We start from the raw sequence: 14807 nt of genomic DNA, 5'->3' as shown, positions 1-14807 counted from the left end.
TTGTGCAGCAGCTCGACGCGACGTGAGCGGGCGCGCAGGCGCAGGGTGGGATCGCGGTCGGCCGTGACCAGCGCGGCCGGCACGGAGCGGCCCCAGACCTCGCGCAGAGCATCGACGACATCGAGCCCGTCAGGCCCGTTGTCGAGATGCAGGTCGGCCAGCACCAGATCGGGCAGGCGGCCGGCACGCTCGACGGCGGCCAGCGCCTCGGCCTGCGATGCCACCGCGGCGACGCGACAGCCCCAGCCCGACAGCAATGTCGCCATGGCCTCGCGGACCTGCGCTTCGTTGTCGATGCACAGCACGAAGCTCTCGGCCTCGACCGACGGCGTCGGTTGCGGCGCGGGCGGCGCGACCGGCGCGGCGACGACGGACGCGACGCGCGGCACCGTCACCGAAAACGTCGAGCCCTGCCCCGGCGCCGACGCGAGCTCGACGCTGAGGTCGAGCATGCGAGCGATGCGGTCTACGATGGCAAGGCCCAAGCCCAGCCCGCGCTCCTCGCGCGGCGCATCGTCCTCAGCCTGCAGGCGCACGAACTCGTCGAAGATCACCGCCTGCTTGTCGACGGCGATGCCGGGGCCGTTGTCCTTGACCTCGATGCGCAGCTCCTCGCCGACGCGGCGGCAGCCCAGCAGCACGCGCGCCGGCCGACCCTCGGCCTTGCCGTAGCGCAGGGCGTTGGACAGCAGGTTCTGCAGGATGCGGCGCAGGAAGGCGGGGTCGGTCGACACGAAGGCGCGCGTCGGCGCCACCGCCAGCTCGACGCCGCGGCGCGCTGCCACCGGCGCAAAGGCGGTGGCGAGCGAGTCGAACAAGGGCTGCAGGGCGAACGGCCGCTTCTCCGGCTTGAAGGCGCCGGCGTCGAGCTTAGAGATGTCGAGCAGCGCATCGAGCAGCGATTCCACCGCGCCTAGGCTGGCGTCGATCTTGCCGCCGAGGTCGTTGCCGGGATCGCGGTCGATCATCGCCGCGGTGAACAGGCGCGCGGCATGCAGCGGCTGCAGCAGGTCGTGGCTGGCCGCGGCGATGAAGCGCGTCTTGCCGAGGTTGGCGGCCTCGGCCTCGGCGCGGCTCGCCTCCAGCTCGGCGGTGCGCTCGATCACGCGCTGCTCCAAGGTCTCGGTCGACTGGCGCAGCTGGCGATCGCTTTCGCGCAGCGCCTCGGCGGTGTGCACGCGCGCCGTTACGTCGTTACAGGTGGCGACGAAGCCACCGCCGGGCAGCGGATCCAGCCGTAGCTCGATGACGCGACCTTCGCGGGTGGTGATTTCGTGGGTCTGGGGCGCCTCGGGCCGACGCAGCAAGGCGTCGACGTCGGGCGCCGCGCCGAACTCGCGCGGCGTGGCGCCGACCGCCACCGACGCGTCGTCGAGCGCCAGCAGCGCGGTAAAGCGATCGTTGAAGATTTCCAGCCGGCCGTCGCGGTCGAAGGCAGCGATGCCCATGCCGACGTGGTCGAGCGTATTGCGCAGGATCTCGTAGTTGTAGCGGATCGCCTCCGACGCCTCGTCGATCAGGGCACGCGCGCTGCGCGGCAGCAGCCGGCCGCGGCGGCCGAAGGCGGCGACGATGATGCGGGCGGAGGCAGCGCCCAGCGTGCCCGACAGCACGCGCTCGGCGCGCGTCAGCGCCACCTCGATGGAAAGCCGCTCGCCGGCCAGCGCGCGCATGGCGCGCTCCGAGCCGACGAAGCGCGCCAATAGCTCGCGCAGCTCGTTGATGCGCGCGGCATCGGCCGGCGCCTGGCGCTGCGGCTGTTCAGGTTCGGCGCCCAGCACGAAGGCGTCGGCCTGCTCCGCGTCGGCGCCGCGCGCCCGTACCAACAGCGACACGCCGACCAGCAGCAGGGCATTGACGACGATGCCGACGACGAAGCCCTGCCCCACCGGATCGAGCTCGGCGAACGGCGCGGGCAGATAAGGGTTCAGCGGCGCGACGTGGCCGCCGCCCGCGGTCTGCTGCAGCGTCGGCAGCAGCAACGCGTAGAGCCAGACGACGAAGCCGCCGACTAGGCCTGCCACCACGCCGTAGCGATGCGCCTGCCGCCAATAGAGGCCGAGCACGACACCGGGCGCGAAGTTGGCGACGGCGCAGAAGCTGATCATGCCTATCGAGGCGAGCGGCAGATAGCCCGAGATGATGCGCTCGTAAGAGTAGCCCGCCATCAGGATCAGCACGACGGCGGCGCGGCGCACGAACACCACCAGCGGGCCCATGTCCCGCGACACCCCGGCTTGGCGACGCAGCACATAGGGCATCACGAGTTCATTGCCGATCATGCCCGACAACGCCATGCAGGCCACGATCACCATCGAGGTCGCGGCCGACAGGCCGCCGATGAAGACGAAGGCCGACAGCCAGCTCTCGCCGTTGGTCAGCGGCAGCTGAAGGACATAGAGGTCGGGGCTGGTCTGCGAGCCCAGCATCAGCAGGCCGCCCGCCGCGATCGGCACGACGAACAGGTTGATCAGCACCAGGTAGATCGGAAACAGCCAGCGCGCCGTCTTGAGACTCGCCGGATGGTCGTGCTCGACCACCGCGACATGGAACTGGCGCGGCAGGCAGAGGAAGGCCATGCCTGACAAGAGCGTGGTCACCACCCAGGTAAGCGGCGAGCCCTCGCGAAACACACGATCGGCAACCGCCGGCACGCTCTCGACCTGCGCCAGCAGGTCAGCCGGGCCGCTGAACAGCACGAACAGCACGAACGGTCCGACGGTGAGCAACGCGAGCAGCTTCACCACCGATTCGAAGGCGATCGCCAGCATCATGCCGCGATGCTGCTCGGAGGCCTGCACGTTGCGCACGCCGAACAGGATGGTGAACACCGCCATCAGGGCGGCGACGATCAGCGAGGTGTCGGTATGGACCACGCCCGGCAGGCTGCCCGCCACCGGCGTGGGGGCGGCGATCGAGCGGAAGGTCGAGGATACGGCCTGCAGTTGCAGGGCGATGTAGGGCAGCACGCCGACCGTGGCGAACAGGGTGGCGGTGACGCCGACGGCGCGGCTCTTGCCGTAGCGCGAGGCGAGAAAGTCCGCGATCGAGGTGACGTTGTGCTGCTTGGCCAGCCGCACCATCTTGCGCAGCATCGGGTAGCCCACGACCACGACCAGCGCCGGGCCGGTATAGATCAGGATGAAGTCGATGCCCGAGGTCGCCGCACGGCCGACGGCGCCGTAGAACGTCCACGACGTGCAGTAGATGGCCAGCGACAGGCCATAGACGGCCGGCGCGACCGAGCTTGCCGACCAATCGCGGGCATATCGGTCGCCGAAATAGGCGATGGCGAAGAGCAGGCCGACATAGGCCAGCGACAGCGCCAGGACGGTTGGTTCCGTCATCATCCCTGAGCGTTTCTCCCGACCGTCATTGAACCCGAGCGGCGGGGCCGCTACAAGCGCGCCAACCCCGTTTCACACTGACCCGACCGGAGCCGCCGATGGCCGCGTACCAATACGTCTATGTCATGAAGGGCCTGAACAAGACCTACCCGGGCGGCAAGCAGGTCCTGAAGGACATCTGGCTGTCGTTCTTCCCGGGTGCCAAGATCGGCGTGCTGGGCCTCAACGGCTCGGGCAAGTCGACCCTGCTGCGGGTCATGGCCGGCCAGGACGACAACTTCACCGGCGAGGCCTGGGCGGCCGAGGGTGCCAAGCTTGGCCTGCTGGAGCAGGAACCCAAGCTCGACGCCGCGAAGGACGTTTTGGGCAACGTCATGGACGGCGCCGGCGAGATGGCCCGCATGCTGGCCCGCTTCGAGGAGGTATCGAACGCCTTCTCCGATCCCGACGCCGACATGGACAAGCTGATCGCCGAGCAGGCCGAGCTGCAGGAGAAGATCGACGCCGGCAACGGCTGGGACCTGCAGCGCACGGTCGAGATCGCCATGGACGCGCTGCGCTGCCCGCCCAGCGACGCCGACGTCGAGAAACTGTCGGGCGGCGAACGGCGCCGCGTGGCGCTCTGCCGGCTGCTGCTCAGCAAGCCCGACCTGCTGCTGCTCGACGAGCCGACCAACCATCTCGACGCCGAGTCCGTCGCCTGGCTGGAGCGGCACCTCGCCGAGTTCCCCGGCACCGTCGTGGCCGTCACCCACGACCGCTACTTCCTCGACAATGTCGCGGGCTGGATCCTCGAGCTCGACCGCGGCGCCGGCATCCCGTGGGAAGGCAACTACACCTCCTGGCTGAAGCAGAAGGATCAGCGGCTGGCGCTGGAGGAGAAGGCCGCCGACACCCGCCGCCGCACGCTGCAGCGAGAGCTGGAATGGATGGGCCAGAGCGCCCAGGCGCGGCGCACCAAGAGCAAGGCGCGAATCGCGGCCTACAACCAGATGGTCGAGGAGGAACAGAAGGCCACGCTCGACACGGCGCAGATCGTCATCCCGGCCGGCCCGCGGCTCGGTGACCACGTCATCAGGGCCGAGAAGATCTCCAAGGGCTTCGGCGATCGGCTGCTGATCGACGATCTCACTTTCAACCTGCCGCCGGGCGGCATCGTCGGCGTGATCGGCCCCAACGGCGCCGGCAAGACCACGCTGTTCAAGATGATCACCGGCCAGGACAAGCCGGATTCGGGCACCTTCTCGGTCGGCCCGACGGTCAAGCTGGGCTATGTCGACCAGAGCCGCGAGACGCTCGATCCCAACAAGACGGTGTGGGAGGAGCTGTCGGGCGGACTCGACATCATCAAGCTCGGCAACCGCGAGATTTCCAGCCGGGCCTATTGCGGCTCGTTCAACTTCAAGGGCGCCGACCAGCAGAAGAAGGTCGGCCAGCTTTCGGGCGGCGAGCGCAACCGCGTCAATCTCGCCAAGATGCTGAAGAGCGGCGCCAACGTGCTGCTGCTCGACGAGCCGACCAACGACCTCGACGTCGACACGCTGCGCGCGTTGGAAGAGGCGCTGGTCGACTTCGCCGGTTGCGCCGTCATCATCAGCCACGATCGCTGGTTCCTCGACCGCATCGCCACCCACATGCTGGCCTTCGAGGGCGACAGCCACGTCGAATGGTTCGAGGGCAACTACCAGGACTACGAGGCCGACCGCCATCGCCGGCTCGGCACCGACGCCGACCAACCGCACCGCATCAAGTACAAGCCGCTGGTGAGGAACTAGCGCAAGCTCAGCCTTTTTGTGAGTCATACTCTTGCCGGAGCGCGGACCTCCAGGTCCGCTCAAGTCATCCTGAGCGAAGCGAAGGATCTCATGCCGTTTGCAAGCGGTGATGAGGTCCTTCGCTTCGCTCAGGACGACAGAGCATGAGCGGACCTGGAGGTCCGCGCTCCGGCAAGACACACGGGAGGCAACATTGCAGACCAACCAGAGTTGGCGATGGCCCTTCTCGATGCCGCAGGACATCCTCGGCATCCGGTTCGCGCTCAACGTCGCCATCGCCACGGTGATCGTCTGGTACTCGCTGAAGTACATGGTCGATACCAATCCGATCTGGGCGATCGCCTCGATGGTGGCGGCGTCGGATCCACAGGTGAACGAGGCGGCCCGCATGTTCAGGAGCCGCCTCATCAACGTGCTGGTGGGCGGCGTGGTCGGCCTGCTGTTCCTCGTTGTCGGCGGCCCGGCCGAGTGGATGCTGCCCTTCGCGCTCGCCGTGACCGTCCTGCTGTCGTCGTACGTCGTCCATATCCAGACGATGTGGCGCCAGGCGCCGATCACGGCGGCCATCGTCATCGCCAGCGGCGTCACCAGCCATTCCAGGGTGAGCGGCGTTGAGCACGGCCTGCACAAGGTCGCCGAAGTCGTCTTCGGCTGCCTTGTCGGGCTGCTCGTAAGCTGGGCAATGGCCAAGATTTGGCCGATCAACCGCCCGGCCGACCTCAAGGGCCCGTAGTCCGCAGCAAAAGCCCAATTTCATGCAATAATCACAGTGCTGATGCAGTTTTCGTTGGCTTGTGGCAGAAGACCGCCCGAAAGGAGCGGACATGCTGACTGACGATCAACGCCAGGTCATCGAGGCCGAAGAGCAGCTACGGCACGAAGTGAGGAGACGGCTGGACACGGAAAATCCGCCGCCGCCTCCCCCGCCGGCCCCGGAGCCAAAGATCGGCTTCGGTAAAAGGGTATTCGACTTCTTCAACAGCTCGGTCGGCATGTGGCTGTTGTCGTCGGTCGTCCTGACCGGCGGCGCGGCGCTGTTGCAGAACATCCAGCACAATCACGAGATCGCGCAGCAGAACCGCCAGCAGCTCTCCACGCACCGCTTCGAGATCACGCACCGTCTCGACCAGATGGAATACGGCCTGCGCCGCGCCAAGACGGTGGGCGACGCCAAGACCGCCATGGACAACATGTTCAAGAGCAAATACCCGCTGACCCCGGAGCTGCAGAATCGCAGCCTCGCCTCGCTCTATCTCAGCATGTACCAGCTTATGTCTGGCACCGAGCAGGAGAAGTCGCAGCAGGCGATGACGTTCGTCCGACGTCTCGAGGAAGCGGAACTGTCATTGCAGGCCGAGACCGACGATAACGACAAGCTCGACGACAAGCAGAAGGAGCGGATGCACAAGCTGATCCAATCGATCAAGGCGCTGCATCACTCCGTCGATGCGAATGCCAAGTGATTGGCGCCAAGCGATCGGCGCCAGGTGATCGGCCAGATCGCCGCTAGATCCGCTGATCCATCTCCAACGCGGGCTCCGGCACGTCGACGCAGCCGATGATGCGCGCGGGCACGCCGGCCGCGGTGCAGCCGGCGGGCACCGGCTCCAGCACCACGCTGCCGGCCGCGATCTTGGCGCAGGCGCCGATCTCGATATTGCCCAGCACCTTGGCGCCGGCGCCCAGAAGCACACCGCGCCGCACCTTGGGATGGCGGTCGCCGCGTTCCTTGCCGGTACCGCCCAAGGTTACGCCGTGCAGCATCGACACGCCGTCCTCGACGACCGCGGTCTCGCCGATCACCACGCCGGTGCCGTGGTCAATGAAGATGCCCTTGCCGATGCGCGCGCCGGGATGGATGTCGAGCCCGAACAAGGCGCTGGCGCGGCTCTGCAGGAAGTGCGCGAGAGTCTGGCGGCCTTGCAGCCACAGCCAATGGGCGACGCGCGAGGTCTGCAGCGCGTGATAGCCCTTGAACCAGAGCAGCGGATCGAGATGCGAGGTGCAGGCTGGATCGCGATCGGCGACGGCCACGATGTCGAGACGCGCCGCTAGTCCGATGGCCGGATCGGCGGTCAGCGCCTCATCGAAGATCTGGCGGATCAGCGCGGCGGGCACTTCGGTGGTGCCGGCAAGCCGGGCCAGATGATAGCTCAGCGCATTTTCGAACTTGGGCTGGCTGAGTATGGTGGCATGCAGGGTGCCCGCCAGCACCGGTTCGGCCGCAGCAGCCGTCTGCGCGGCCTCGCGGATCCTGGTCCAAACCGGGTCTATCGAGCGGGGTTCCGCTGCGTTCTTTGCGACGGCGCTATCCATATGGCGTTCTCCTCGGGCCGGCCGTTGCTCTGTCACGGCGGGCCGATCGATACGCCTCCCACCGGCTAGTCTATGTCGGGCGCCTTATGGGTGCAATTCACCGCGACGCCCGGGATTCGAGTTCGTCGATCAATGGCTGCACCTTGCCGCCGTTCTGCTGGATGTAGGAATTGAAATCCGAACGTCTAGTCATGACCATGCTGACGCCCTCGATCTTGACGTCGGTGATGCGCAGGCCGGCCGGCAGCTGGCGGACCTCCCATTCGAGCTTGATGGGCTGGCCGTTGGTCTGGTTCAGCCGGCTGTCGACGACCCACACGCCGTTGGGCCGGGACGTCGTCTTGCCGATGGCGAGCGTCTGGCCGCCGTACTGGCCGAAGCGCTCGGCATAGGCCTTGGCCTCGGCGGTCTCGGTCGCCTTCACGAAGCGGGCCTGCTGCTCGGACGTGGCCTTGGCCCAATGGGTTCCGAGCGCCGTCTGCGCCATGTAGGGCAGGTCGAACCGGGTCTGCAGGACCTGCTGGATCGCGGCCTGGCGCTGCGCGCCAGTCGTGGTCTTGATGATGTCGATGGCCTGGGCCGCGGTGGCGGAGACCAAATCGGCCGCCGGCTCGGCGGCGAGGGCGGGCACCGCAACGAGCGCAACGGCGGCACCAGCGGCGAGACGAAAAGCGAGGCGACGGCAAGCGAGCAGCGGCAATGGTCGCTCCTTCAATGAATCTGGTTCAATAAACCTGGCGAATTGTTACCGCAGGTTTCTTACCGCACCAGCGCGAGATTGTCGCGACGCTCCAGTTCACTCTTGGTGTCGGTCTTGTCACGCTTCGCGCGAATAAGGTCGGCACGGTTCTGGGTGTAGGCCGAGCGAAGTGCTGCGTAGTAGTCGACGCTGTTCTTCTCGATATCGTCCAGCGCGAACATGGTGCGCGAGCGATAGTCGATGACATTCAGGCCGTAGCGCGGGAGGCCGATGTACCACCAGTCCCAGTTGAAGGCGATCGGAAGGATCTGGAACGGATCGATCGCGTAATCGATCATCAGGCCGGTCGCATCGCGCGCATTGGACGGTCCGGCAAGCGGCAGCACGAGGTAGAAGCCGCCATTCTCCGGCTCGACGCCCTTGCCCGCCCAGATGCCGATCGTCTGGCCGGCATCGGTCTTGGTGCGCTCGAGGCCCATCATGGCGGCGACGTCGAACAGGCCGGCCAAGCCCAAGGTCGAGTTCACCAGGAAGCGCGCCATGGTGACGCCGGCGCGGCTGGGATCGCCCTGGAAGACCTCGTTTATCGCCGTCACCGGCTCACCGAGATTGTCCAAAAGATTGCGTACGCTTTTCTGGGCCTTCTCGGGCACCCAGTCACGATAGAGCACCGCGACAGGCCGGACCGCCATCACGTCGACGGCGCGATTGATCGAGAAGATGAAGCGGTTGGGCGTCTCGATCGGGTCCCATACCTCGGAGGCGCCGGTATCGTTGACCGCACAGCCACCCAGCAGGGTTGCAGCAACGGCCCCCGCGACGACCGAAGTACGGACGCGGGCGGCCATCTTGAACACACTTGCCATCATCAACGCCAACCCTGGGTCCATCCCCGCAGGCACCGGCACGCCGGGCCAAAGACACGAAGTTCGAAAATGAGTGTTGCACACGGATGCTGCGGTTTGAAGTGAATAGGCAAGAGAGCTTTGCCACGTTGCTTCGTGGCAACAATTTTCGTCCCTCGAATCCTCTCTTGCATACATAAAGATATGCTTATATTCTTCACTTCATGGATCACCTCCTCACCCTCCTGCGGGCCGCGGCCGAAGACACGCGGTTGCGCATCCTGGCGCTGGCGGCGCGCGAGGATCTGACGGTCAGCGACTATGTGCATGTGCTGGGGCAGAGCCAGCCGCGGGTTTCACGCCATCTGAAGCTCCTGGTCGAAGCGGGCCTGCTCGAGCGCTTCCGCGAAGCGCAGTTCACCCGCTTTCGCCTCGTGACCTCGGGCGACGATGCCGCCCTGGTGCGTGAGTTCGTGCGCCGGCTCGATCCCAAGCATGCCCGCATCGCCGCCGACCGCTCCCGGCTCGATGCCCTGCAGCAGCGGCGCCAGACGGCCGCGGCGCGCTTCTTCCGCGACAATGCCCAGCGCTGGGACGAGCTGCGTGCCTTGCATGTGGCCGACCGCGAGATCGAGCGCGCGCTTGCCCATCACCTGCCGGTCGGCGCGCGCCGGCTGCTGGATATCGGCACCGGCACAGGCCGGCTGCTCGAGGTGCTGGCGCCCAAGGTCGAGCAGGCGATCGGCGTCGACCAGTCGCGCGAGATGCTGGCGCTGGCCCGCGCCAACCTCGCCAAGTCCGGCATCGACAATGCCGACATCCGCCAGGGCGACATGTATGCCCTGCCCTTCGAATCCGATGCCTTCGACGTGGTCACCATCCATCACGTGCTGCACTACGCCGACGACCCGGCGGCGGCCCTTGCCGAGGCGGCGCGCGTCGTGCGCCCGGGTGGCGTCGTGCTGGTGGTCGACTTCTCGCCGCACGATCTGGTCGAGCTCAAGCGCGAACACGCCCACGTCCATCTCGGCTTCGCCGACAACCAGGTACAGGGCTGGCTGAAGAGTGCGGGGCTGAACCCGCTCGAGCCCATCCATTTCCCCGGCCGCCGGATCATGACCGGCATCTGGCGCGGCGAGCGCGAGCTGCCGACACGCACCTCGACGCGCCATGTCACCCACCCCGCCCATGGAGTTTCGCGATGAGTCCCGACACTGGTCCCCTTGGCGGCCCCTACAGCGTGTCGACGGCCGAGTTTCCCGCGCGCGCGCCGCAACGCCTGAAGGTCTCGTTCGAGTTCTCCCCGCCCAAGACCGAGGCGGCGGAGCGCACCCTGTGGGAGACCGTGACGCGCCTGGTTCCACTCCAGCCGACGTTCTTCTCGGTGACGTACGGCGCCGGCGGCTCGACGCGCCAGCGCACCCACGAGACCGTTGCGCGGCTGAAGAAGGAGACCGGCGTCGATGCCGCGGCTCACCTCACCTGTGTCGGCGCCACGCAAGGCGAGATCGATGACATCGCCCGTGCCTATTGGGATGCCGGCATCCGCCACATCGTGGCGCTGCGCGGCGATCCGCCGTCCGGCATGGGCGGCAAGTACAGCCCCCATCCCGGCGGCTATGCCAATGCTGCCGAGCTGATCGCCGGCCTGAAGAAGATCGGCCCGTTCCAGATCAGTGTCGCGGCCTACCCAGAGAAACACCCCGATTCGCCGGACGACACGGCCGACCTGGAGAATCTCAAGCGCAAGGTCGACGCCGGCGCCGACCGCTGCATCACGCAGTTCTTCTTCGAGGTTGATGACTTCCTGCGCTTCCGCGACCGCGCCGCGGCAATGGGTGTGAATGCGCCAATCGTGCCCGGCATCATGCCGGTCTCGAATTTCCAGTCGGTGGCGAGAATCGCCGGACTCTGCGGTTCCAAAGTACCACCCTGGTTTGCCGGACTGTTCGAGGGTCTTGATGAAGACGTCGAAACCCGCCGCATGATCGCCGCGACCGTAGCGGGCGATCTTTGCCGGCGCCTGCGCGATGAAGGCGTGGACCAGTTCCATTTCTACACGCTGAACCGCGCCGACCTCACCTTCGCGATCTGCCATTTGCTGGGAGTACGTCCACAATGAATCGCGCCGAAAAAGCCGAGCTGCTGCGCGAGATCGGCAGCGAACGAATCCTGGTCAAGGACGGGCCCTATGGCTCGATGATCCAGACCTACCGTCTCGACGAGGAAGGTTTCCGCGCCGGGCGGTCGTTCACGCACGACCAGAAGGGCAACAACGACCTGCTGAACCTGACGCGTCCCGACGTCGTGGGCGAGATCTGCAACGCCTATATCGACGCCGGCGCCGACATCCTGGCGACCAACACCTTCAACGCCAATGCCATCAGCTTGAGTGACTACGGCATCGCCGACATGGCGCGCGAGGTCAATCTCGCCGCCGCCAAGCTGACCCGCAAATGCGCCGACGAGGCGACGGCGAAGAACCCCGACAAGCCGCGCTTCGTCGTCGGCGCGCTCGGCCCCACCAACAAGACGCTGTCGGTGTCGCCCAACGTCAACGATCCGGGCTATCGCGCCGTCAGCTTCGACGAGGTGAAGGGCATCTACCGCGAGCAGATCGACGGGCTCCTGGACGGCGGCGTCGACTTCATCCTGATCGAGACGGTGTTCGACACGCTGAACGCCAAGGCTGCCCTGGTCGCTGCGGACGAGGCGGCCGAGGCGCGCGGCGAGGAACTGCCGGTCATGGTGTCGATGACCTTGACCGACTTGGCCGGCCGCAACCTGTCGGGCCAGACCGTCGAGGCGTTCTGGCATTCGGTGCGTCACGCCAAGCCGTTGACCATGGGCCTGAACTGCAGCTTCGGCGCGACGGAGCTGCATCCCTACGTGAACGCGCTCAACCCGCAAGTCGAGGGCATGCTCTGCGTCTATCCCAACGCCGGCCTGCCCAACGAGCTCGGGGCCTACGACGAGCCGCCGGAGATGACGGCCAAGCTGGTCAAGGGCTGGGCCGAAAACGGCTGGCTGAACGTGGTCGGCGGCTGTTGCGGCACGACGCCGGCGCACATCAAGGCGATCGCCGAGGCGGTCAAGGACGTGAAGCCGCGGCAGTGGCATGCCCTGCCCCCGGCACTTCGTCTCTCCGGCATGGAGGCAGCGAGTTTCTTCTGATGTCTGACGAGTCCAACAACAGCGTACCGCGCGCCACCTTCATCAATATCGGTGAGCGCACCAACGTCACCGGATCGGCCCGCTTCAAGAAGCTGATCCTGGAAGGCGATTACACGGCTGCGATCGAGGTCGCGCGCCAGCAGGTCGAGAGCGGCGCCCAGATCATCGACGTCAACATGGACGAAGGCCTTCTGGACGCCGAGAAGGCGATGGACACGTTCCTGAAGCTGATCGCGTCCGAGCCCGACATCGCCCGCGTGCCGATCATGATCGACAGCTCCAAGTGGAGCGTGATCGAGGCCGGGCTGAAGTGCGTCGCCGGCAAGCCGATCGTGAACTCGATCTCCATGAAGGAGGGCATCGAGCCGTTCATCGAGCATGCCCGCAAGGTGCGCCGCTACGGTGCCGCGGTCGTGGTCATGGCGTTCGACGAGAAGGGCCAAGCCGATACCAAGGAGCGCAAGGTCGAGATCTGCGCCAAGGCCTACGACATCCTGGTCAACCAAGTCGGATTCCCGGCCGAGGACATCATCTTCGATCCCAACATCTTCGCCGTCGCCACCGGCATCGAGGAGCACAACAACTACGGCGTCGACTTCATCGAGGCGACGCGCGAGATCAAGCAGCGCTGCCCCAACGCCAAGATCTCGGGCGGCGTGTCGAACCTCTCCTTCGCCTTCCGCGGCAACGAGCCGGTGCGCAAGGCCATGCATTCGGTGTTCCTGTATCACGCCATCCAGGCGGGCATGGACATGGGCATCGTCAATGCCGGCCAGCTCGAGGTCTACGACCAGATCCCGCAGGAGCTGCGCGACGCCTGCGAGGACGTGATCCTCAATCGCAACCCCGACTCCACCGAACGGCTGCTCGAACTCGCGCCCAAGTACAAGGGCACCGGCGAGGTCGCCGAGACCCAGGACGCCGAATGGCGCAGCTGGCCGGTCGAGAAGCGCCTGGAGCACGCCCTGGTCAAGGGCATGGACCAGTTCGTCGTCGCCGACACCGAGGAGGCGCGCCAGCAGATCGCGCGGCCGATCGAGGTCATCGAGGGCCCGCTGATGGCCGGCATGAACGTGGTCGGCGATCTCTTCGGCTCGGGCAAGATGTTCCTGCCGCAGGTGGTCAAGAGCGCGCGCGTCATGAAGAAGGCGGTCGCGCACCTGCTGCCCTACATCGAGGCCGAGAAGACCGCGACGTCGCGGCCCAAGGGCAAGATCGTCATGGCGACGGTCAAGGGCGACGTCCACGACATCGGCAAGAACATCGTCGGCGTGGTCCTGCAGTGCAACAACTTCGAGGTCATCGATCTCGGCGTCATGGTGCCGTTCCAGGAGATCCTGAAGTCGGCCAACGACAACAAGGCCGACATCATCGGCCTCAGCGGGCTGATCACGCCGTCGCTCGACGAGATGGTGACGGTAGCCGAGGAGATGACGCGCCAGGGCTTCCATCTGCCGCTGCTGATCGGCGGCGCCACGACCTCCAAGGTGCACACCGCGCTCAGGATCGCGCCACGCTACAACGGCACGACCGTCCATGTGCTCGACGCCTCGCGCGCGGTCGGCGTGTGCACGGCGCTGGTCTCGGAATCGGGCGCGCAGGCCGCCGACTTCGCCGCCAAGGTCGCGACGGAATACGAGGCGATCCGAGTCGAACGCGCCGGCGGCACCAAGGAAAAGGTCATCCCGCTGCAGGCTGCGCGCGCCAACGCCTTCAAGATCGACTGGTCGTCCTACACGCCGCCCAAGCCGGCAGTGACCGGCTCGCGGGTCTTCGCCGAGTATCCGCTGCACGAGCTGGTCGAGCGCATCGACTGGACGCCGTTCTTCCGCGCCTGGGAGCTGGCCGGCAACTATCCGGCCATCCTCGAGGACAAGGTCGTGGGCGAAAGCGCGCGCAAGCTCTACGCCGATGCGCGCAAGATGCTCGACCATATCGTGCGCGAGAAGTGGCTGACGGCCAAGGGCGTGGTCAGCTTCTGGCCGTGCCGGCGCGACGGCGACGACGTCGTGCTGTTCGAGGACGACACGCATACCAAGGAGATCTCGCGGCTCTACTTCCTGCGCCAGCAGATCGAGAAGCGCGCGCCGCGCGCCAACATGTGCCTGGCCGACTTCATCTCGCCCAAGGCCGACTGGATCGGCGGCTTCGCCGTGACGGCAGGCCACGGCATCGAGGAGCACCTGGCGCGCTTCAAGGCCGACCACGACGACTACTCGGACATCCTGCTGAAGGCGCTAGCCGACCGTCTGGCCGAGGCCTTCGCCGAGCGCCTGCACGAGCGGGTGCGCAAGACCCTGTGGGGCTACGCGCCCGACGAGGCGCTCAGCAACGACGAGCTGGTGCGCGAGAAGTATCGCGGCATCCGGCCGGCGCCAGGCTATCCCGCCTGCCCGGACCACAGCCAGAAGCCTGAGCTGTTCCGGCTGCTCAATGCCGGCCAGAACGCCGCCATCAGCCTGACCGAGAGCTTCGCCATGCTGCCGACGGCGGCGGTGTCGGGCTACTACTTCGCCCATCCCGATGCGCAGTATTTCGGCGTCGCCCGCATCGGCCACGACCAGGTCGAGGACTATGCCAAGCGGCGCGGCTGCACGATCGAGCAGGCAGAGAAGTGGCTGCGGCCGAACATCGGGTATTAGCGGAGCGC

Annotated in this window: 9 protein-coding genes and 1 pseudogene; 6 read left to right on the top strand and 4 right to left on the bottom strand. The window is 66.6% G+C overall.

The features are described from left to right. A partial coding sequence (locus RSO01_RS42335) for an ATP-binding protein (protein WP_147156638.1) occupies window positions 1-3350 on the bottom strand: 3350 nt, incomplete at its 3' end. Window positions 3351-3445: 95 nt separating this feature from the next. Between RSO01_RS42335 and ettA the strand changes: the two genes are divergently transcribed. The 3 genes from ettA to RSO01_RS42320 all read left to right on the top strand — a co-directional run bounded on the left by ettA (window position 3446) and on the right by RSO01_RS42320 (window position 6585). Beyond that, window positions 3446-5122, top strand: coding sequence for an energy-dependent translational throttle protein EttA (gene ettA / locus RSO01_RS42330; RefSeq protein ID WP_147156637.1), 1677 nt, complete (start codon window positions 3446-3448; stop codon window positions 5120-5122). Between the two features lie 193 nt (window positions 5123-5315). Beyond that, complete coding sequence (locus RSO01_RS42325; RefSeq protein ID WP_170303782.1) at window positions 5316-5855, top strand: FUSC family protein; 540 nt, start codon at window positions 5316-5318, stop codon at window positions 5853-5855. 91 nt (window positions 5856-5946) lie between these two features. After that, window positions 5947-6585 (top strand): hypothetical protein, encoded by a 639-nt coding sequence (locus tag RSO01_RS42320; protein ID WP_147156635.1) that lies wholly within the window; start codon window positions 5947-5949, stop codon window positions 6583-6585. 43 nt (window positions 6586-6628) lie between these two features. Here the strand turns inward: RSO01_RS42320 and cysE are convergent, their stop codons facing one another. The 3 genes from cysE to RSO01_RS42305 form a co-directional block, all read right to left on the bottom strand. Continuing rightward, window positions 6629-7438: a serine O-acetyltransferase gene (gene cysE, locus RSO01_RS42315; RefSeq protein WP_147156634.1), complete on the bottom strand. Its 810-nt coding sequence runs from the start codon at window positions 7436-7438 to the stop codon at window positions 6629-6631. Between the two features lie 97 nt (window positions 7439-7535). Next, on the bottom strand, window positions 7536-8138 hold the full coding sequence (locus tag RSO01_RS42310) for an MlaC/ttg2D family ABC transporter substrate-binding protein (protein ID WP_170303781.1): 603 nt from the start codon (window positions 8136-8138) through the stop codon (window positions 7536-7538). Between the two features lie 59 nt (window positions 8139-8197). Then, on the bottom strand, window positions 8198-8986 hold the full coding sequence (locus tag RSO01_RS42305) for an MlaA family lipoprotein (protein ID WP_246159190.1): 789 nt from the start codon (window positions 8984-8986) through the stop codon (window positions 8198-8200). A 221-nt stretch (window positions 8987-9207) separates the two neighbouring features. Here RSO01_RS42305 and RSO01_RS42300 point away from each other — a divergent pair, with 221 nt between their 5' ends. From RSO01_RS42300 to metH, 3 genes and pseudogenes are all read left to right on the top strand, one after another. After that, a complete protein-coding gene (locus tag RSO01_RS42300; protein WP_147156631.1) occupies window positions 9208-10188 on the top strand; it encodes an ArsR/SmtB family transcription factor in 981 nt (326 codons plus the stop codon). Beyond that, a complete protein-coding gene (gene metF, locus RSO01_RS42295; RefSeq protein WP_147156630.1) occupies window positions 10185-11105 on the top strand; it encodes a methylenetetrahydrofolate reductase [NAD(P)H] in 921 nt (306 codons plus the stop codon). Before RSO01_RS42300 ends, metF begins: the two co-directional genes overlap by 4 nt. Beyond that, window positions 11102-14799 (top strand): annotated as a pseudogene (metH, locus tag RSO01_RS42285) (methionine synthase). Before metF ends, metH begins: the two are co-directional and overlap by 4 nt. Window positions 14800-14807: the final 8 nt, after the last annotated feature.

The organism is Reyranella soli (genome assembly GCF_007992495.1).
GTDB lineage: Bacteria > Pseudomonadota > Alphaproteobacteria > Reyranellales > Reyranellaceae > Reyranella > Reyranella soli.
Note: the sequence above shows the minus strand (reverse complement) of the source record. Positions and strands in the feature narration are given on the sequence as shown.

Bases quoted from the DNA above. Each gene is read 5' to 3' on its own strand.
- RSO01_RS42305 (WP_246159190.1), bottom strand. From the start codon at position 8,986: ATGGCCGCCCGCGTCCGTACTTCGGTCGTCGCGGGGGCCGTTGCTGCA.
- RSO01_RS42300 (WP_147156631.1), top strand. From the start codon at position 9,208: ATGGATCACCTCCTCACCCTCCTGCGGGCCGCGGCCGAAGACACGCGG.
- ettA (WP_147156637.1), top strand. From the start codon at position 3,446: ATGGCCGCGTACCAATACGTCTATGTCATGAAGGGCCTGAACAAGACC.
- RSO01_RS42320 (WP_147156635.1), top strand. From the start codon at position 5,947: ATGCTGACTGACGATCAACGCCAGGTCATCGAGGCCGAAGAGCAGCTA.
- cysE (WP_147156634.1), bottom strand. From the start codon at position 7,438: ATGGATAGCGCCGTCGCAAAGAACGCAGCGGAACCCCGCTCGATAGAC.
- metF (WP_147156630.1), top strand. From the start codon at position 10,185: ATGAGTCCCGACACTGGTCCCCTTGGCGGCCCCTACAGCGTGTCGACG.